The sequence below is a fragment of the Bacteroides sp. MSK.20.82 genome, assembly GCF_019052485.1.
Classification (GTDB): domain Bacteria; phylum Bacteroidota; class Bacteroidia; order Bacteroidales; family Bacteroidaceae; genus Bacteroides; species Bacteroides thetaiotaomicron.
Genome location: NZ_JAHQUN010000001.1, coordinates 468,370 through 487,282 on the forward strand (window position 1 = coordinate 468,370; position 18,913 = coordinate 487,282).

Here is an 18,913-nt window from a genome sequence, read left to right on the forward strand (position 1 = left end):
GACAGATAATGATATGATACGTATACTACATACTGCCGATTGGCATTTAGGACAGACATTTTTTGGTTACGACCGCGCGGAAGAACATAAGGCTTTTCTTGATTGGCTGGCCGAAGAAATCCGACAAAACGAGATTGATGCATTGGTTATAGCCGGAGACGTGTTTGATGTTTCCAATCCTTCTGCTGCGTCTCAGCGCATATATTATGAGTTTATTTATCGGGTGACTGCGGAGAATCCGAAACTGCAAATTGTGATTGTTGCCGGTAATCATGACTCTGCGGCGCGTTTGGAAGCTCCTCTGCCTTTGTTGCAGGCGATGCGGACGGAAGTCAGAGGGGTAGTGCGCAAATTGGAGGGCGGAGAGATTGACTATGATCATTTGACAATAGAATTGAAGAATAGAGAAGGGGAAGCAGAAGTACTTTGTATGGCTGTTCCTTTTTTGCGGCAGGGAGATTATCCGGTAGTGGAGACAGAAGGAAATCCATATATGGAAGGAGTTCGAGAACTTTATGCGCGACTTTTGCAAAGATTGTGGGCACGCCGGGAAACGAATCAGGCTATTCTTGCTGTCGGTCATTTACAGGCTACCGGATCAGAGATTGCCGAGAAGGATTATAGCGAACGGACAGTGATTGGTGGTTTGGAATGTGTATCACCCGATACTTTTTCGGAAAAGATAGCGTATACGGCTTTGGGACATATCCATAAAGCACAGCGGGTATCCGGCAGGGAGAATGTAAGATATGCCGGAAGTCCGATTCCTATGTCTTTTGCCGAGAAGCATTATCATCACGGAGTGGTGATGGTGACTTTAGATGAAGGCTGTGCGGTTGATATCAGAAGGATAGAGTGTCCACAATCCATACCTCTTATCAGTGTGCCGGGTGGAGAGGCTGCTTCACCGGAAAAAATAATAGAAATATTAAGAGATTTACCGGAGGTGGATGGAGAAGCTCCTTATCTGGAAGTCAAGGTTTTGCTTGAAGAACCGGAACCTATGCTTCGTCAGGAAATAGAAGAGGCATTGGCTGGTAAGAAATATCGTCTGGCACGTATCGTTTCTGCTTATCGTCAGGAAGAAAGAGTGGAAAAGGAGGCTGATGGCTGGAAAAAGGGATTGCAGGAAATGTCTCCGTTGCAGATTGCTCAATCTGCATTCGAAAAGGTTTATCAGACGGAAATGCCTGCCGACCTGACTGATTTATTCCAGGAAGCATATATTTCCGCAACTCGTAAAGAAGAGGAGGAAGGAGAATGAAAATTATAGCAATAAGATTGAAGAATCTGACTTCGATAGAAGGCAGTGTTGAAATAGATTTTACGGTGGAACCGTTATCTTCGGCTGGTATATTTGCAATTTCCGGTGCTACAGGAGCGGGAAAGTCGACTTTGTTGGATGCTCTGTGTCTGGCATTATATGATAAGGCTCCCCGTTTTGCGGCTTCGGTGGAGAGTATCAATCTGGCAGATGTGGGAGATAACCAGATCAATCAGTCAGATGTGAGAAATCTGCTTCGTCGGGGGACGAGTGACGGATATGCGGAGGTCGATTTTCAAGGAGTGGACGGACATCGATATCGTTCCCGGTGGTCGGTCAGGCGGACAAGGAATAAGGCGAGTGGTTCTTTACAGCCTCAAGTGTTGGAAGTGAAAGATTTGGATACGGAAAAAGAATTTCAGGGAACGAAGAAAGAATTGCTGGCACAGTTGGTAGAGTTGGTCGGTTTGACGTATGAGCAATTTACCCGTACCGTATTGCTGGCACAAAACGACTTTGCAACTTTTTTGAAATCCAGAGGGGCAGCGAAAGCGGAACTACTGGAGAAATTGACGGGAACAGGAGTTTATTCCCGCATCTCCCAGGAGATTTTTGCCCGGAATAAGGCTGCACAAGAAGAGGTGGCAATGATTCAAAGTAAGATGAGTGTGATTGAGTTGTTGCCGGAGGAAGAACTTTTAACCTTGCAAAATGAGAAAGAACAGTTGGTTGAGAAACGTGCGGCAGGGATTAAATTGCTGGCAGAACTGAATGCGCAATTGAATGTGGTTCGTTCATTGAAAATTCAGGAAGCTCTTTGGATGAAAAAGCAGCAGGAAGAGCAGGAGGAACTGAATAAACAAAAGAATCTACAGGATGCTTTGGTTGTTCAGGAAGAAGGACTGATTCATTTTAAAGCGCAGTGGGAAGCGATACAGCCGGATCTGAAAAAGGCACGTCAGCTGGATGTACAAATACAGTCGCAGCAGGCGGGGTATATACAGTCGCAACAAATTTTGCAGGCTGCCCGTCAGCAGGTGGCGGATCAGGATAAGAAATCTGCATCTGCAGTAGAGCAGTTACGGATTTCCTATCATTCTTTGAGTCGTCTGTTGAATCGTACGGATGTGGAGTCACTGCAGCTGGAACAGATTGAAGTCATCCTTAATGAGGAAAAGGATACATTGGAAACATGGACAAAGGTGAATGAAGAACGCCTTGGCCGGTTAAACTCTTTTGGTTATCCTTCTTTGGTAGATGAGCAGGGTAAAATTCAAAAAGAACTGACGCGCTTGCAGAATATAAAGAAATTGACTGAAGAACAATCGAAGTCGAAGCAGGATATAGAGAAACTGGAAAAGGAAGTGACTGCTTGTACACAGCAGTTGGCAGAGCAGGATGCTGTAGTTAAAGCTTTGCAGCGGCTTTATGAAAATGCCCGTATGGCGGTAGGAAAGGATGTGAAAGCATTGCGTCAGCAGTTGCAGGAAGGGGAGGCCTGTCCGGTTTGTGGAAGTACGACACATCCTTATCATCGGGAACAAGAGGTAGTGGATACTCTTTACCGGAATATGGAACAGGAATATAATACCGCAGTGTCTGCTTATCAGCAGATAAATAATCGCAGCATTGTCCTGCAACGAGATTTAACCCATCAAAGGGCAACTGGGGTACAGATAAAAGAACAGTTGTCCGTTTTACAACAAGAAGGATTGCCGGCTGGAGAGGAAGAACATATACAGAATCGGTTAAATGAGTTGGCGGAACGTATTTCAGCTTATCAGCATCTGTATGCGGAATGGCAGCAGAACGATGAGAAAATAAAGAAATTGCGGACACACTGTGATGCTCTGCGTGAGAATGTCTCACAGTGTCGTTTGGCTGCGCAAAAGGTATCAGCCGCTAAAGAACAGTCGGCTATTTTACAGAAAGCAGCTGTTGATGAGCAACAAAGATTCGAAGTGATCGCTAAAGCGTTGGATGCACTCCGACAGGAACGTTCTTTGTTATTAAAAGGGAAGAGTGCGGACGAAGCTGAGGCTGCTGTTGCCCGAAGAGAAAAAGAATTGAATGAGGCGTTGGAAAGGGCTCGTAAACAAGTGGAAGGAGTACAAAATCGTCTTTCCGGCCTGCAAGGAGAAATGAAACAACTGTCCGTTGTCATTGAAGAACTTCGGGAGCAACAGAAAGGTATTGAATTTCCGGAACAGCTTCCTCAGGCTATAGCGAAACAGCAGGAAGATAATCTTAATACGGAACGTACGTTATCGACTGCGGAGGCATGTCTGTTGCAGCAGGCAAAGAATAAAACAATCTTTGAGCAGATAACCAAAGAACTTACCGAAAAACAGGCAGTTGCCGTACGTTGGGCTAAATTGAATAAATTGATTGGTAGTGCCGACGGTGCTAAATTTAAAGTCATAGCCCAAAGTTATACTTTAAATCTGTTATTGCTTCATGCCAACAAACATCTGGCTTATCTTTCCAAACGGTATAAGTTACAGCAAGTTCCCGATACACTGGCGCTTCAGGTGATTGATTGCGATATGTGTGACGAGATACGTACGGTATATTCGCTTTCGGGAGGTGAATCTTTCTTGATTTCACTGGCACTTGCATTGGGCTTATCTTCGCTTTCGAGCAATAATCTGAAAGTAGAATCTTTGTTTATCGACGAAGGATTCGGTTCGTTGGATGCTGACAGCCTGAGAACAGCCATGGAAGCTTTGGAGCAGCTACAGATGCAGGGACGGAAAATCGGAGTCATTTCCCATGTACAAGAAATGAGTGAACGTATTTCAGTTCAGGTGCAGGTACATAAGAAGATCAATGGAAAAAGCGTGCTTACCGTCGTAGGGTAAGCACCGTTATTTCCGGCCATGCACCGAAGCGAAAAGGAAGTCCGACATAGCCGATGCCTTCATTTACGTACAAACCACGTGTTCCTTCCAGATACATCCCGCTCCATTCGGGATAGATGTAAGAGGAAGGAGAATGATTACCGAATTTTAACTGCATGGCGTGGGTATGCCCTGCCAGCATTAAATCGATGTATGTTTGTGGAAGTACTTCCCGTCTCCAGTGGGTAGGGTTATGGCTTAAAAGTATCTGGAACATTCCTTCGGTTCCCCGCATCGCTTCGGGGAGATCAGCATATTGGGAGAAAGGCGGTTCTCCTTCGTTTTCAACTCCAATAAGGGCGATACTGTCGCTGCCCTGAATCAGAATCGTATGAGAATTATTCAATAACTTCCAGCCCATAGCGGCTTGTCTTTGCAGAAGATCGTTCAGATTATCATCTTGCTCATCTTTGCTTTTCCAGTGGAAATAAGGACCGTAATCATGATTCCCTAAAATGGAGTAGACTCCATCTTTGGCTTTCAGTCCGGCCAGTATATCTTGAAAATCATTCAGTTCGACTGCACGATGATTAACCAGATCACCGGTAAAGACGATAAGATCGGCCTGTTGCTCATTCACCAGTTTTACTAACTTCTGAATAGCGGAAGCATTTCCCTGCCAACTTCCGATGTGAATATCCGACAGCTGAACAATACGGTATCCATCGAAAGCCGATGGAAGCTTGGGCGAGGAATAAGTTACCTCTTTGACGTCAAACTGCGTGCGTCCGATAAAAGACCCGTAGATGATCATTACGATAGAAATCACGGCTAATGTCAGTCCGGTACAGATAAAGGGAGTTCGGGGCCACCGTAGCCATTTGTGGAAAGGTACCCCGATAATCGTGCAGAGAGACAGCAATAGTTTAGGAGCCGTAAACAGGAAGAAAAAGATGGAAAACCATCCAATAGCCTGTGTATGGCGTTCGGCAAAGGCGTTATTGGAGAAGTAAACCAGATAAAGTAATCCTGCGGATAGCAGGAAAGCAGGCAGCCAGTAGAGGATTCTCAGCCAGCGTTTTGCCGTCAGATGAACGATAAATCTGAGATACAGATAAATGTCCGGTAGAATAAGGAAAATAAGTAAAAATATAAATAGGCGTTGCAACATAACAGCACGGATATTAAATTTTTAGTTGAAATAGGCGAAGCAGCTGACTCTGGTCAACTGTCTATGATTTTAAGTTCGTCCAGGTTCTTCTTGATTTCCTGAATACGGTTCAGGAATTTCTTGCGATAAATCCACAAGATCAGCCCCAGGCCAGCTCCCCAAAGCAGGATAAAAAATAGAATGATGGCTATCCCATATTGCCATATCTGCCAATAAATAAATGAGAGTACCGCCAGTATAAGGAGGAAAGCAGTGGCAATCAGACGTTCCCGAATCATCCATCGGTGGATGCGGTTGACACGACTGATCACCTCTATCAGAGGCATTTCGTCCACTTTCGTCTGTTGTAGAAAACGGGTGGTGGTGATGTCCCAGTAGAGTGCGGGAATCCACGATAGAATGATAATGATATAGATCGGATTCAGTCTGCCGTGCAACAGGACTTCCAGCAGGAATAAGACCAATACCGGCAAAGAAATCAGGATTAGTTTGATATTCAGCCGGGCAATGGCATGGATACCTTTGTCTGCATGTCCTATCAGTTTGCCAAGTTCTTCCTCTTTGATCAGCTCCTTGTCTTTTAAGTGCTCATCCAGGGCATTCCATGATTTTTTCAGTTCTTCCAGTTCCATATATGATTACTCCTTTTTCATTTTTTTTAGTTTGTCTTTGATACGGCTCAGTTTGGTAGCCACATTGGTCACCGTCAGTCCGGTGATCTCCGCAATATCTTCGTAACTTTTGTCTTCAAGATAAAGCAGGATAATTGATTTGTCGAGTTGTCCCAGCTGATTGATCATTTGATAAAGTTGCCTCAGCATTTCGTGGATCGGGTCATGTTCCTCTATCATCCAGTCCGCTTCGCGGGTGAGGGTGACGATTTCCGGTACATTCTTTTCTTTGCGGAAAAAGCTGATACACGTGTTCAGAGCGATGCGGTAAATCCATGTGGACATTTTGCATTCTCTTCTGAACTTGGGATAGGCTTTCCAGAGGTTGAGTATTACATCCTGATAGAGGTCATTGAGCGGGGCGTTAGGATTGGTATATAAGTAACATACCTTGTATATCACCCGTTCATATTCGCGGATGACCGATAAGAACTCCTGTTCAATAGGGTTGGTTGCCTCTGTTGTTCGTTCTCTCATGAATTAAATGGGTTACTTTTCTGGTTAGTTAGTCGTGCGAAAAGGAGAAAAATCACAAGTAAACGAAAGTTATTGCAGATTGGCAGCCAGGAATTTTCGCATTTCCTCCGTACTTTTTCCCCGACGGCGGGCATAGTCTTCGAGCTGGTCTTCTCCTATCTTTCCGACAGAGAAGTATTCGGCAGCCGGATGGGCAAACATCAGACCGCAGACCGAAGCATGAGGGTACATGGCACCATTCTCGGTCAGTGTGATGCCTATCTGTTTCATATCCAGCAGTTCGTCCAACAGGAAATTGATGGATTGATCGGGCAGGGACGGGTAGCCTACGGCAGGGCGAATCCCTTGATATTTCTCGACCAACAGATCGGGCATTGACAGACTTTCATCTTTGGCGTATCCCCACGCTTCTTTGCGTACATATTCGTGCATCTTTTCCGTAGCAGCTTCTGCCAGACGGTCGGAAAGAGTCTGGACGAGTAAATGTTTGTAGGGATCCTGCTCGTACAGGCCTTCCATATCTGCATCTATGCAAGAAGCAAAGGCACCTATTGTATCCGGAATGCCAGAAGAAAGAGGGCGGATAAAGTCACTCAGGCAAAGGAACGGGCTTCCATCCCGTTTAGGCGTCTGCTGGCGGAGCAAAGGGAAAACTAGGAATTGACCGGTTTCTTTTTCAATCACCAGGTTATCTCCGTCCGAGTTTGCTTTGCAAAGTTTGAAGATAGTTCTCACTTCATAATCCCTGTCAAGTAAATCCAGCATCCGGTTGGCCTCCTTAAACAGTTGCATAGCTTCGGAAGCCTTGTTGCGGTCTTCTTCCGGAAAAGTAGTCAGCCACGAAGCACGGCAGACATCGCAACCGTGAATGTTGGCGATCGCTGCGAAACGAGGTTGGAATCCCCATGCATGGAAAAAGTAAATCCAATTGATGTAGGGGGCGACGTTATGTATCTTATAAGATAAAATCATATGTTTATAAGTGACGAGTTGCTGTTTATCTGAATCTTAACTCCTGTCCACGATAATTCTCGTCAATGGTTCCGTTATCATATAACAGATGACCGTTCACAAATGTTTTTTCTACTTTCCAGTGGAAAGTATGACCTTCCAGCGGGCTCCATTTACATTTGCTCAGGATGCAGTCTGTGGTAACAGTCCACGCACTGTCGGGACGAACCAAAACCAGATCCGCCTGATATCCTTTCCGGATAAATCCGCGATTACGTATCTCATACATTTGTGCAGGAGCATGAGACATCTTCTCTACTACCTTTTCGATGCTGAAAGCGCCTTTGTCTGCCAATTCGAGCATACTAACCAAAGAGAATTGTATGGTCGGCATGCCGGACATGGCTTTTAATGCACCTCCTTCTTTTTCGCTCAAGGAGTGCGGAGCATGGTCGGTCGCAATAGCGTCGATCAGACCGCTGTTGACTGCCTCCTGCAAAGCCTTCCGGTCTTCTGCCGTTTTGATGGCAGGATTACATTTGATGCGCGCTCCTAAGGTCTGATAATCTTCTTCGGTAAAAATTAGATGAGACACACACGCTTCGGCAGTAATACGTTTCTCTGCCAAAGGTGCTTTGGAGAATAAACTCAGTTCTTTGGCAGTAGAAATATGCATAATATGCAGACGCGCATTGGTCTCGCGTGCCAATTGTACCGCCAAAGCGGAAGAACGGTAGCAAGCCTCTTCCGAGCGGATGACCGGATGAAGTGACAAAGGTACATCGTCACCGTATTCTTTTTTATATTTATCCGTATTCTCTTTGATGATTCCCTGATCTTCACAGTGTGCTGCAATCAGTAAATCCGTACCTCCGAAGATATTGCGCAGACTTGCCATCCGGTCTACCAGCATATTTCCCGTACTGGAACCCATAAATAACTTCACCCCACATACCCGGTTTTTGTCCAGCTGACTGAATAACGGATAATTATTGTTAGTCGCTCCGAAATAACAGGAGAAGTTGACAGATGATTTTTCCGCCAGCAAAGCCAGTTTGTCATTCAGCGCCTCCAAAGTTGTGGTCTGAGGATTTGTGTTCGGCATATCCATGATCGAGGTAACTCCTCCGGCTGCCGCGGCATGGCTTTCCGTTGTGATATCTGCTTTATGAGTCAGCCCCGGATCGCGGAAATGTACGTGCTCGTCAATAGCCCCCGGCAAAAGATAACAGCCGGATGCGTCAATCGTTTCGTCACAAGGCATGGCAGCCTCTTGTCTGTCAACTAAGATCTCAGCAATCTTCTCACCTTCAATAACAACAGATCCCGGAACTTTTCTTCCTTCGTTGACAATTACGGCGTTTTTTATCAGTATACGTTTCATTTCTTTTGCGGGAATTTATGGAACCAACTATTTATTTTTAACTTGATCACTCCGAATATGGCTTCTCCAAAGATACTGCTGTTCATCTTGGAAGTTCCCAACTCACGGTTAATGAAGATGACGGGGACTTCTATGATTTTGAATCCGCATTTGTAAGCAGTGAACTTCATCTCGATCTGAAAAGCATATCCTTTGAAGCGAACATGGTCCAGATCGATTGTTTCCAGTACCTGACGGCGGTAGCATACAAATCCGGCAGTCGTATCATGCACCGGAATACCGGTAATGAAGCGGACGTACTTGGAGGCAAAATAAGACATCAGCACCCGTCCCATCGGCCAGTTGACTACATTCACACCACTTACATAACGGGAGCCGACAGATACGTCTCCTCCTTCTTTTGCACAAGCTGCGTACAAACGGGGCAGATCATTCGGGTTATGGCTGAAATCGGCATCCATCTCGAAGATATATTCGTATGCGTGCTCCAACGCCCACTTGAATCCTGCGATGTAAGCAGTACCCAATCCTAACTTCCCTTTGCGCTCGATCATAAAGAGGCGTTCGGGGAATTCCTGTTGCAAAGTTTTCACAATGCTTGCAGTGCCGTCCGGAGATCCGTCTTCTATAACCAGTATATGGAATACCTTGTCTAAACCGAAAACGGCACGGATAATATTTTCTATGTTCTCCCGTTCATTATAGGTCGGGATAATAACGATGCTATCTGATAATTGCATAGAAGTCCTATTTTTAAGACAAATGTAGCGCTTTTCCTTTAGTTATAGAGGGACTAAGGATAATTTAACGCGTTTGTATTTGTTCCCCGGTGTGAAACTATTGGTTTCACTACATAAAAGAGTGTAGTTCGTTTTAATCTTTTATAAATCAGCGATTAAAAGTGTTTTTATAAAGATGCAGGTAACGATATAGTAGTGAAAGTCCAGCTACACATTGCATTGCTCTGCATAATTTCAAATATCTCTCTAACGCAAAGGTAAGCAATGTTTTTGATGTTTACAAGTTAATCTAAGTATATTTAGAGATGGGCTGGCTATTAATAGCCAACCCTTTCTTGCTATTTATCTCTCGCTACACTAATTCCCGGTCTACATTTTTTTCAAGAGGAATAATAACTAAGAGTATTGGAATGAAGGTAATAGTCTTATGAAATAGAATTATTAAAAACGGTCATAATGTCATAAATCCCATTTTATATAAAGGAAAATAGAATTATACGAATATTGGCATAATATTTGTTCGTCTTTTAATAAGATAGTATTTGTGAGGTCATAATGTACATTTAGAATATTTGATAAATACTTTAGATGATTATTATGGCATTATTTATTTTTTAATAATTCTTATTTCTAACAAATATGGAACACACGATTAAATTTTATCCTGTCGGTAATGCAGATTGTACTTTAATAAAATTGAGTAACGGTAAGACGATTATTATTGATTGCCAAATAAAAGACAATCTTATGGACAATGGTAAACAGATCTATTTTGATGTAAAAAGAGATTTGTTGAACGAGCTTAAAAAGGACATCGAAGGTCGCCCTTTTGTAGATTTGTTTATTAATACACATCCTCACAAAGACCATTGTGACGGCTTTGGTACGAACTTCTTTCATGGTGCCCCCAGTGAATACAATAAGGAAAGAGATAAGAATAAAATCATAATCGGGGAATTATGGGTTACGCCGCGAGGTGTCGGCAACGTATTAGCTGATTGTGCTGAGGATATCAGAAGAGAAGCCAAACGTCGTCGGGAAATTTATGATCGTGATAGAAGCTATAATGGTGGATACGGCAATTACCTCCGCATAGTGGGATATGATAAAAATAAAGAATTTGATAGCCGTTACGGATATGTTCCAGGTAAGACGGTTCTATCGGCAAACGGAAAGCCACTCGAATGGTTGGAAATCTTTATTCATGCTCCTTTCAAGGAGGATATCACTGTCTGTAAAGAAGCTGATGATAAGAATGCGACATCTATAGTTGTTCAGTTCGGGTTCAAAATCTCATCTTGTACTAGTTTTAAATGCCGTGTATTAATGGGCGGGGATGCGGAACATGAAATTTGGCAGCATATTCTCGATAACAATATAGATGACGAACATTTGAAATGGGATATTTTCTTGGCACCCCATCATTGTTCGTGGACGTTCTTCAATGATTCTTCAGACAAGGAAAAGGTCATGCCTTCCGCTGATGAAATAATGAAGAAGCAACTGGGTAGCAGAGCTTATGTGGTTGCCTCTTCCAACGCGATTATGAATGATGGCAAAAATCCTCCTTGTTATCAGGCCCAAACGGAGTATAAGAAACGGCTTGGCAACAAAGACAATTTCTTAAATACTGCAACAGACCATCTTAAAGGAAGTATATCGCAGCCTATTGTCTTTAAAATTGCTGAAACAGGAAAACGACATGAAACTATTCCTGTGGCCGCCGGTGACACTATTATTTCGCGCCCGGCACCTAGAGCCGGTAAATAACAGATAAAATGTATAGAGAATATAAGGTACTAAAAGGCAGTGAAATACGTGGAAGTCAATTAAGGCTTCCACGTGCTATTGCAATACATAAGGCGGCTTTGCTACACCCTTGTGTGACAGTGAATTCATGTAGCCGCAATACGGCAGATGCGGAAATTATTATTCTAACTTTGCATCGTCTCAGCATACCAGATGAGCCGGTTTATCCTATTCAGGAAGTTGAGGAGGTAGCCGTTATTTGTACGAAAGAAGATCTCAGTTTACCAGAGGTCTATGCACTGCGAAAAGATTTTCCGGTAGGCCTTCCACATTCTAACGCAAGAGCCTTTGAGCATCCTGTATCCTTATGCATCAGTGATGTCCCTTTTTCAGACTTCAGACACCAGTTCAATGCTTATGATTATATCAATTATATCATAAATTGGTTTAACAGGAATAGTTTGGGACTGTTACACGAAAAGGATCGACCTTTGGAAGTATTCTTTCAATTTAATAAGATATGTACTTTTAAGAATATCCAGTCTGTAGATACTTGTTATGGGTTATATACGGAATTATCAAAATTGACCTCCACACTGGAGTTTGTCAGTAAGAACAAGGCAACCCATTATATTGTGAATATTCCAACAAACAGCAATGTTTCCAAAAATATGGCTTGTTTGCCTAAGACTATTGGAGAATTGGCTGATATATCATCTGTTATTGGAAAGTCGGTTCCTGATACCATTCTACAAACGCTTGTTTCAACGGTGGCTGGGAAGACACAGTTGCCTCTATTGATACTTCTTTATATACCTTCAAAGAGGATGGCAAGAGGTAAAGATGAGCGTATAGATTTATTTCTTGTAAGGATTACACCAAAGGCGAGGGACATTAGGCATAAGTATGGAATTCTTGCACCAGAAAATTTCAAGAAGTGGTTTAATGAAATTCCGATAGAAATTATTTTCACTGTTGAGCCGGTAGCGAGGCAATATAATGCTCTTTTTAACGCCAAAGATCTCCTCTACAAAAAGTTAGTTGTGGTAGGTGCGGGCACCCTTGGCTCTAATATCTTGGACTCTTTTGTGCGTGAAGGCATAAGTGAAGAGGTAGTATTTCTAGATTTTGACTATTTATTGCCGCACAATGTAGCCCGCCATATATTGCCTCCGAATGTGGTGATGCATTCAAAGGTAAAAGCTTTGGAGAATCATTATAGCGGTATTATTGACCAGAAAATTACTGCGATTGAGGAAGACATGCTTCGATTGTCAGAAAATGATAAGAAGAGCATATACAAAGATACGGATTTGATTGTTGATGCCAGTACTTCAGTTGCTGTAGAACGAAAGATTGCTTTTGAACCATATAGTGAGAAATATCGTTGTTGTACTGTCTTCTTGAATCCGAAGGGAAATGAGCTGGTTATGTTGATGGAGGATAAGGCAAGGACACAACGCTTGGATTTGCTGGAAATGAGTTATCAACGAAATCTGATCATCCGGCCTGAATTGTCATCACATTTGGAAATAGCGGACCAACAAAGAACAAATAGTTTTAGTTGCCGTTCAATATCAAGCATTCTGGATTATGATAACGTAGGTATTCTCGCAGGTATCGCTTCACAACAAATACAAAAAGCATCCAAAAGGGATGATTGTAGTTTGTGTATCTGGAGGGTGGATGGGCAGGATAGTACGGTCAGTAAAATTAGTTTAAACATTTCGAAATGGAAACAATACAAATCCGAGGATATACAGGTATATCTCGCCAATGATGTCCAAAATGAAATGGAAAACCAAAAGAGGCAGTCTCACGACAAAGAGACAGGTGGCTGTCTTTTTGGTTGTTATGATAAAGACCGACGAATAATTTATGTCTTGTATATGCATCCGGCGCCTTGTGATAGCCAATCTACTCCTGCCTCTTTTATTCGAGGATGTGAAGGGCTTTCTCAAGTGAAGAATGAGATATCGAGGAAAACATACCATCAAGTAGCTTATTTAGGAGAGTGGCACTCCCACCCGAATGGAAACTGTGCACCGAGTAGTACTGATAAAGAACAGTTCCGGCAAATGAGTGATTGGCTGGAACAGGAAGACTTACCGTTTGTACAAGCAATTTCTGGTAATGATGGAATATATATAAATGCAAAAATATAAATAATAAGTATGGGGAAAAACGGAAAACGTATTGGATTGGCATTGTCCGGTGGTGGCTACAGAGCAGCAGCTTATCATTTGGGGACTTTGCGGGCTCTTCATAAGATGGATTTGCTTGAAAAGGTTGATGTCATATCTTCCGTATCGGGAGGGTCTATTATTGCTGCATTTTACTTGTTGCATAAAGACGAACCCTTTGAACAGATTGAGCAATCTTTCCGTAAGTGTCTAGCACATTCTTCACTTTGGGGGGCTATATTAAACCTCGCAATCGTTTTTTTACTCCCAGCATTGTTGGGGATTTTTGTAAGTGGGTGGTGTTTGTTTTTGTATTTGTTGCTGTATTGGGGATTCTATCTTATTCCAAGTAGCAAGTGGATCGCCTTATATTATGACAGGTTGTTTTTCGGAAAGAAAAAACTGAAAGACTTACCAGATTCGCCTATTGCCGGCATTAATTCTACTAATGTGGCGACAGGACGTCTTTTTACATTTTCAAAACAAGATGTGGGAGGATATGATTATAAAGAAAATGGTCGAAGCAGCATTAAAGGAGAAGAAATTCCTATATCCTTCGCTGTTGCATCCTCCACTTGTGTGCCGTCTATATTCTCACCTACTCAAATAGCTAAACGATATTATGAAGAAGGAAAATATAAGGATACATTACTTGTTGATGGCGGCTTATATGACAATCAGGGGGCTTATATATTAACAGAAAGTACCAATAAATTATATCGGGTGGAGAATGTGGTAATTAGTGATGCGGGAAATACTCGTCCTGACATAAAGGGAGTTCGTAATACTATCTGCTTAATGCTTCAATCGATAGAAATTCTAATGAACAGAATCCGGACCATTCAAATACGAACTAATATTTATAATCGCACAAAGAAAAACTCCGCATATTACGCTTATGTTTCTTTGCTATGGTCAGAATGGAATTCAATGGTAGATCGGTTTATGGATAATATCAAAAAGGAAAATGTCCCAGAGTTAGTATTATCGGCTCATAGAATTTCTTTAGATGATGTTATTGCATTTAGAGAAAAGAATGATCAAAATGCAAAATTCCGAATTGAAGAATGTTTTAAGAAATCTATAGGATGGCAGGTACTGCTTGATAGCGCACCTTCAAAAGAACTGCATGAGATAGCACTATCTGTGGGTACAAATCTTACGCCACTGTCAAAAAGAAAAATAGATGCTCTTTCTGCTCATTCAGAATGGCTTACAGAATTACAAATTAAGACATATCTACCTCATTTATTACACTAGAAACAATACGTATAACTATTTCATTTTCATTGAAGGGATATTCAGTAAATAAAAAACATAAGGCAACTACTTCATTGCGAATTAGTTGCCTTTTTTGTATCTTTAAGCATTTCCCCGTAAATACAGTTTGACGACTAAAACGGGGGTAATTAAAAATAAAAACACATGGTAAAGATACGAAAAATTTCAGAAATTGAACCTACTTTAGGTTTTACAGAATTTGATATTCTCGAAAAATATCGTCAAAGTTTTGAAAAGAGTGAATTGGGGCGTCTTCATTCTCTTTTTCCTTTCTCTGAACTGGCTCAACAGATGGATTTACATGAATCTCGTCTGGGTCGTAAAAGTTATTTTTCTCCTGAAGGTAAAATCGCCTTAATGGTCTTGAAGTCCTATACTAACTTTTCAGATTCACAACTGATTGAACATTTAAACGGTAATATTCATTACCAGTTATTTTGTGGTGTTCAGATTGATCCTCTTCATCCACTGACCAATCCTAAAATCGTCAGTGCAATTCGTCAGGAACTAACAGATCGCCTTGATATTGAGTCCCTCCAGCCTATTCTGGCTGACCGTTGGAAACCTTATCTTGAGAACCTTCATGTCTGTATGACCGATGCCACCTGTTATGAAAGTCATCTGCGTTTCCCTACTGATGTCAAACTCTTATGGGAAGGTATTGTATGGCTTCATCGTCATCTGTGCAAACATTGCCGGACATTGCACATACAACGTCCCCGTAACAAGTATCTTGATGTAAGCCGTGCCTACCTTGCTTACAGTAAACTGCGTAAACGCAGGAAATCACAGACTCGTATGGTTAAACGCAGACTACTTCAGTTATTGGAAAAGTTACTGGACCAGCTGGAGCAGCTTCATTCATCCTACAGGCACAGGCTTACACTATCCTCTGATTATCAAAGACGTTTCTCGGTCATACAGACGGTCCTTGAGCAAGGGAAGAATTTATTTGCAGGCAAAAAAGTGCCTAACCGTATCGTGAGTATCGACCGGCATTACCTTCGCCCCATTATCAGAGGCAAGGAAAACAAATCCGTTGAATTCGGAGCCAAGGTCAACAATATACAGATAGATGGAATCTCCTTTATAGAACATATCTCCTTTAAGGCTTTTAACGAAGGAGTACGTTTAAAAGACTGTATTCATCTGCAACAACAACTGATCAAGGTTAGGGTTAAGGCGATTGCAGCGGATTCAATCTATGCTAATAATGCCAACCGGAAATTTTGTACAAAATATCATATAAGTACTTCCTTTAAGCGTAAGGGCAGAGCGGCCAAAGATGAGCCGCTTCGGAAGATCTTACGGTCGGAACTTAGCCGTGAAAGAGCTACCCGTCTGGAAGGAAGTTTTGGTACACAGAAACAACATTACTCACTGGCTAGGATAAAAGCCAGAAACAGAAAAACGGAAATTCTTTGGATTTTCTTTGGAATACATATGGCCAACGCGGTATGTATGATAGAAAAGGTTGAAAAGAAAAAAAGAACGGCAGCATAATCAGACTGAAATAAGAACAGAAGAGGAGAGGTTTTTAACTTCACCTAAAAAAGTATGTGCATAACGCAGCGTTGCGAAGAAAAAACAATAATATGTAAATAATATTCTTGTAAAAAGATAGAAGAATCGAGAATTTACCAAGAAAAATACAGAGAAAAGTTCAAGAAAAGGAGAACTAATCTCTGTATTTATAAGAAAGAGGGACATTTACTGAATATCCCATTGAAATGATATTTGAAAGCAAGTTGACTTCAGATTTCTTCATCTACAACTTTTATATTAGATATTAAGGATTGAAAATGAGGCTAACAATATTGCTAGCCTCATTATTAATTCTTGAACAATCCATCTGATATCTTATAAAAATGAGATTATAGATGAATAATCATCCCTTGATGTAGTGCCGCAATGATGCCATACAGAACCATGTTTATGAGTAGAACAAACCTTACAATCACATTTTTTTAAAGCATTGACTACAGCTTGGCTTAAATAATGCCCGACCTTTTCGGTTGAAATGAAAGCATTTTTAGGCCTTAAATGATCGATCATCCAATTATCCATATTATATTTACTACCATGATGAGGAACTTTTAGCCAATAGATTCCTTTGATTTTATATTTATCTTCTTCATAAAAAAAATGATCAATTGCATCCCGACCAGCATCCCCCATAAATAAGAACTTTTTTCCATCATCCGGTTTGAAAATAAATATAACACTACTTTGATTATGACTAGATGGATCATCACCTGCATCATCTAAAGTTTTGCTGTAAACTCTCCCCTCAATTAAGGTAATAGATGCATCCTCATTTTCGTCTGTTGTATAATCCTTTTTTTTCAATTCATTACGAAAATCAGGAACCAGTTGCTCGTAATATGTCACAGAAGGGCCCAGTACCTCAATGTGATTATCGAATGCGTCCACACTGTATGGTTTGTCAGAATATTTGCCTGCATCAGAAAAAGGTTCAGTCCATATTAATTTTTTATTACCTAATTCGTCTAATATATCTAGCATATTTTTATTATCACCAAGGTCATAAACAGAACGCGCTTTTACAACTAAAGAACCATGAGTTCTAATTCTCTTAACCATGCCTAAAGAGACATGATCAGCTGGATCATCTACCCAAAAATGAGAAATATTAATTCTATTAGGAGCATTGTCTCTTATTTGCTCAAGTAACCAAACAAACCCTCCAAAATGATCCTTGTCACAGTGGGAACATATAGCAAGGTCTATATTTTTTTTCCCATAACGATTTTTGATAAAATTTGCGATTGTTGGTCCGTTATTATAATTTCCTGCATCGACAAGAATGATATAGTCTTTGTCGTTGTCATCATCATCATAAAAATGGATTAAGAAAGCATCTGCCGACTTTACATCCAACATATCAATTTCGTATTTTGTGATTTTCATATTTCTTTTTTATATAATGTACAAAAAATATGCCACAGCTTCTCCTGGAAATAGCAAAAATAAATTTATGTCATTTTGTCTTGCTATTCTGCCATTATAATTATTCAGATTGGATATAGAATATAACCAGTATGTTGCAAACCTGAATTTTACAGTTTAAGATAAGAGTTATATGGTGAGCATCTATATGTGGAATATATGGAGTTAAGCTAACAACTGGCAAAAAAGAAATTTGCAGAAGAATTTAGAAATAAATGCTTCCTGAAACTTTTAAGTCATGAAAATATTCTCTCTACAATCTATCTGTTAAATAAACCCTCTTCTTTTCCTATTAATCCAAGTCGGTTATAGAAAAAAAGACAAACGATAAACGTTGAAAATAAACATGTTAGAAAAAAAATATGGGGCTGGCGGTTACCGTCAGCCCTATTTTTTCATGCCCAATTTTGAAAACTTTGCAACCGAAGAAAGAAAAATAACCCATTGGAACAAAGGAATATTGTATGGAAGAGAACAGAAATGATATTGAGATACTCAAAGCAATGATAAAGGACAACTTTGAGGAACAAAGAAAACTGATTGCCAAGCTGGAAACGGCTCTGGAAGCAGTAACCAGTTTCAACGGCAAGCAAATGCTGGACAGCCGGGATATGCGCCTGATGCTGAAAGTATGCGACCGGACACTGATCCGCTGGCGTAATTCCGGCAAACTCCCATTTTTCAAACTCAGCGGCAAGATTTACTTCTGGGCTTCTGACGTATATAAATTCCTGAGAGAAGAATGTCTAAACGAAGATTTCATATCCGATTCTATTAACTCATAAATAAAAATTCACATGGAAAATCAAGCTAAAGTAATCGTCATAGAACGAAACAAATTCGCATCACTTGTCAAATCACACCGCAAATGTCTTCAGATGCTGAACATCCTGACCTACATCTACACAGTTAAGGAAGTAAGCCTGACCCTGACCTTGCAGGAAATCTGTGAAGTCCTACACATGACTCCCGAGGAAGTGGAGATACAGCGACAGAAAGGATATATCCGCTTCACGACACAGAAAGGGATGACCGTCTATGAAATCACGGACCTGCTCCGATTGGAGAATATGCTGGAGATGGGGAGTGTCTATCGTAAGATCGACAAAAAAGTAATGAATCTCGAACCTCTAAATAATGAATAAACAATGAAAGAAGAAGAGCAAGACAAGAAACAGCGGAAGCGTCTGGTACACGCTTCTCTGTTTAGTGGATTCGGCGCCCCAGACCTG

Annotated in this window: 16 protein-coding genes; 9 read left to right on the forward strand and 7 right to left on the reverse strand. The window is 41.3% G+C overall.

Translation table 11 applies throughout. The features are described 5' to 3' along the window. Positions 1–13: 13 nt before the first annotated feature. The gene (locus tag KTR07_RS01935) at positions 14–1,264 is read left to right on the forward strand and encodes an exonuclease SbcCD subunit D C-terminal domain-containing protein (protein ID WP_016267949.1); all 1,251 of its coding nucleotides are present in this window, start codon (positions 14–16) and stop codon (positions 1,262–1,264) included. After that, positions 1,261–4,125: an AAA family ATPase gene (locus KTR07_RS01940; protein ID WP_055299568.1), complete on the forward strand. Its 2,865-nt coding sequence runs from the start codon at positions 1,261–1,263 to the stop codon at positions 4,123–4,125. Before KTR07_RS01935 ends, KTR07_RS01940 begins: the two co-directional genes overlap by 4 nt. On the opposite strand, the gene KTR07_RS01945 is transcribed toward KTR07_RS01940, so the two are convergent. From KTR07_RS01945 to KTR07_RS01970, 6 genes are all read right to left on the reverse strand, one after another. After that, positions 4,109–5,275 carry a metallophosphoesterase gene (locus KTR07_RS01945; protein WP_113748585.1) on the reverse strand — a complete coding sequence of 389 codons (1,167 nt, stop codon included), beginning with the start codon at positions 5,273–5,275 and terminating at the stop codon, positions 4,109–4,111. The genes KTR07_RS01940 and KTR07_RS01945 overlap by 17 nt on opposite strands. A gap of 53 nt (positions 5,276–5,328) precedes the next feature. Further along, positions 5,329–5,907: a membrane protein gene (locus KTR07_RS01950; protein ID WP_008760546.1), complete on the reverse strand. Its 579-nt coding sequence runs from the start codon at positions 5,905–5,907 to the stop codon at positions 5,329–5,331. 6 nt (positions 5,908–5,913) lie between these two features. Beyond that, the gene (locus tag KTR07_RS01955; RefSeq protein WP_008760547.1) at positions 5,914–6,423 is read right to left on the reverse strand and encodes an RNA polymerase sigma factor; all 510 of its coding nucleotides are present in this window, start codon (positions 6,421–6,423) and stop codon (positions 5,914–5,916) included. 69 nt (positions 6,424–6,492) lie between these two features. After that, the gene (locus KTR07_RS01960) at positions 6,493–7,395 is read right to left on the reverse strand and encodes a vitamin B12 dependent-methionine synthase activation domain-containing protein (RefSeq protein ID WP_008760548.1); all 903 of its coding nucleotides are present in this window, start codon (positions 7,393–7,395) and stop codon (positions 6,493–6,495) included. A 25-nt stretch (positions 7,396–7,420) separates the two neighbouring features. Further along, positions 7,421–8,758 carry a dihydroorotase gene (locus KTR07_RS01965; protein ID WP_117981217.1) on the reverse strand — a complete coding sequence of 446 codons (1,338 nt, stop codon included), beginning with the start codon at positions 8,756–8,758 and terminating at the stop codon, positions 7,421–7,423. After that, complete coding sequence (locus KTR07_RS01970) at positions 8,755–9,498, reverse strand: polyprenol monophosphomannose synthase (protein WP_008760550.1); 744 nt, start codon at positions 9,496–9,498, stop codon at positions 8,755–8,757. The genes KTR07_RS01965 and KTR07_RS01970 overlap by 4 nt, the downstream gene beginning before the upstream one ends. Before the next feature lie 639 nt (positions 9,499–10,137). Here KTR07_RS01970 and KTR07_RS01975 point away from each other — a divergent pair. The 4 genes from KTR07_RS01975 to KTR07_RS01990 all read left to right on the forward strand — a co-directional run bounded on the left by KTR07_RS01975 (position 10,138) and on the right by KTR07_RS01990 (position 16,214). After that, a complete protein-coding gene (locus tag KTR07_RS01975) occupies positions 10,138–11,268 on the forward strand; it encodes a hypothetical protein (RefSeq protein WP_087306392.1) in 1,131 nt (376 codons plus the stop codon). Between the two features lie 8 nt (positions 11,269–11,276). Continuing rightward, entirely contained in the window at positions 11,277–13,412 is a 2,136-nt protein-coding gene (locus KTR07_RS01980; protein WP_087306394.1) for a ThiF family adenylyltransferase, read from the forward strand. 9 nt (positions 13,413–13,421) lie between these two features. Then, positions 13,422–14,690 carry a patatin-like phospholipase family protein gene (locus KTR07_RS01985; RefSeq protein WP_087306396.1) on the forward strand — a complete coding sequence of 423 codons (1,269 nt, stop codon included), beginning with the start codon at positions 13,422–13,424 and terminating at the stop codon, positions 14,688–14,690. 165 nt (positions 14,691–14,855) lie between these two features. Next, positions 14,856–16,214, forward strand: a complete 1,359-nt coding sequence (locus KTR07_RS01990; RefSeq protein WP_118313744.1) for a transposase — start codon at positions 14,856–14,858, stop codon at positions 16,212–16,214. Positions 16,215–16,571: 357 nt separating this feature from the next. On the opposite strand, the gene KTR07_RS01995 is transcribed toward KTR07_RS01990, so the two are convergent. After that, a complete protein-coding gene (locus tag KTR07_RS01995) occupies positions 16,572–17,642 on the reverse strand; it encodes a ComEC/Rec2 family competence protein (RefSeq protein ID WP_087306398.1) in 1,071 nt (356 codons plus the stop codon). 385 nt (positions 17,643–18,027) lie between these two features. Between KTR07_RS01995 and KTR07_RS02000 the strand changes: the two genes are divergently transcribed. From KTR07_RS02000 to KTR07_RS02010, 3 genes are read left to right on the forward strand one after another with little or no spacing between them, the layout of a single operon-like run. Continuing rightward, complete coding sequence (locus tag KTR07_RS02000; RefSeq protein WP_186337514.1) at positions 18,028–18,165, forward strand: hypothetical protein; 138 nt, start codon at positions 18,028–18,030, stop codon at positions 18,163–18,165. Then, a complete protein-coding gene (locus tag KTR07_RS02005; protein ID WP_004308054.1) occupies positions 18,146–18,466 on the forward strand; it encodes a helix-turn-helix domain-containing protein in 321 nt (106 codons plus the stop codon). The genes KTR07_RS02000 and KTR07_RS02005 overlap by 20 nt, the downstream gene beginning before the upstream one ends. A 12-nt stretch (positions 18,467–18,478) precedes the next feature. After that, the gene (locus KTR07_RS02010; RefSeq protein ID WP_005680084.1) at positions 18,479–18,826 is read left to right on the forward strand and encodes a hypothetical protein; all 348 of its coding nucleotides are present in this window, start codon (positions 18,479–18,481) and stop codon (positions 18,824–18,826) included. Positions 18,827–18,913 lie beyond the last annotated feature (87 nt).

Coding starts and splice junctions, on each gene's coding strand:
- KTR07_RS01935 (WP_016267949.1), top strand. CDS start 14: ATGATACGTATACTACATACTGCCGATTGGCATTTAGGACAGACATTT.
- KTR07_RS01940 (WP_055299568.1), top strand. CDS start 1,261: ATGAAAATTATAGCAATAAGATTGAAGAATCTGACTTCGATAGAAGGC.
- KTR07_RS01945 (WP_113748585.1), bottom strand. CDS start 5,275: ATGTTGCAACGCCTATTTATATTTTTACTTATTTTCCTTATTCTACCG.
- KTR07_RS01950 (WP_008760546.1), bottom strand. CDS start 5,907: ATGGAACTGGAAGAACTGAAAAAATCATGGAATGCCCTGGATGAGCAC.
- KTR07_RS01955 (WP_008760547.1), bottom strand. CDS start 6,423: ATGAGAGAACGAACAACAGAGGCAACCAACCCTATTGAACAGGAGTTC.
- KTR07_RS01960 (WP_008760548.1), bottom strand. CDS start 7,395: ATGATTTTATCTTATAAGATACATAACGTCGCCCCCTACATCAATTGG.
- KTR07_RS01965 (WP_117981217.1), bottom strand. CDS start 8,758: ATGAAACGTATACTGATAAAAAACGCCGTAATTGTCAACGAAGGAAGA.
- KTR07_RS01970 (WP_008760550.1), bottom strand. CDS start 9,498: ATGCAATTATCAGATAGCATCGTTATTATCCCGACCTATAATGAACGG.
- KTR07_RS01975 (WP_087306392.1), top strand. CDS start 10,138: ATGGAACACACGATTAAATTTTATCCTGTCGGTAATGCAGATTGTACT.
- KTR07_RS01980 (WP_087306394.1), top strand. CDS start 11,277: ATGTATAGAGAATATAAGGTACTAAAAGGCAGTGAAATACGTGGAAGT.
- KTR07_RS01985 (WP_087306396.1), top strand. CDS start 13,422: ATGGGGAAAAACGGAAAACGTATTGGATTGGCATTGTCCGGTGGTGGC.
- KTR07_RS01990 (WP_118313744.1), top strand. CDS start 14,856: ATGGTAAAGATACGAAAAATTTCAGAAATTGAACCTACTTTAGGTTTT.
- KTR07_RS01995 (WP_087306398.1), bottom strand. CDS start 17,642: ATGAAAATCACAAAATACGAAATTGATATGTTGGATGTAAAGTCGGCA.
- KTR07_RS02000 (WP_186337514.1), top strand. CDS start 18,028: ATGTTAGAAAAAAAATATGGGGCTGGCGGTTACCGTCAGCCCTATTTT.
- KTR07_RS02005 (WP_004308054.1), top strand. CDS start 18,146: ATGGAAGAGAACAGAAATGATATTGAGATACTCAAAGCAATGATAAAG.
- KTR07_RS02010 (WP_005680084.1), top strand. CDS start 18,479: ATGGAAAATCAAGCTAAAGTAATCGTCATAGAACGAAACAAATTCGCA.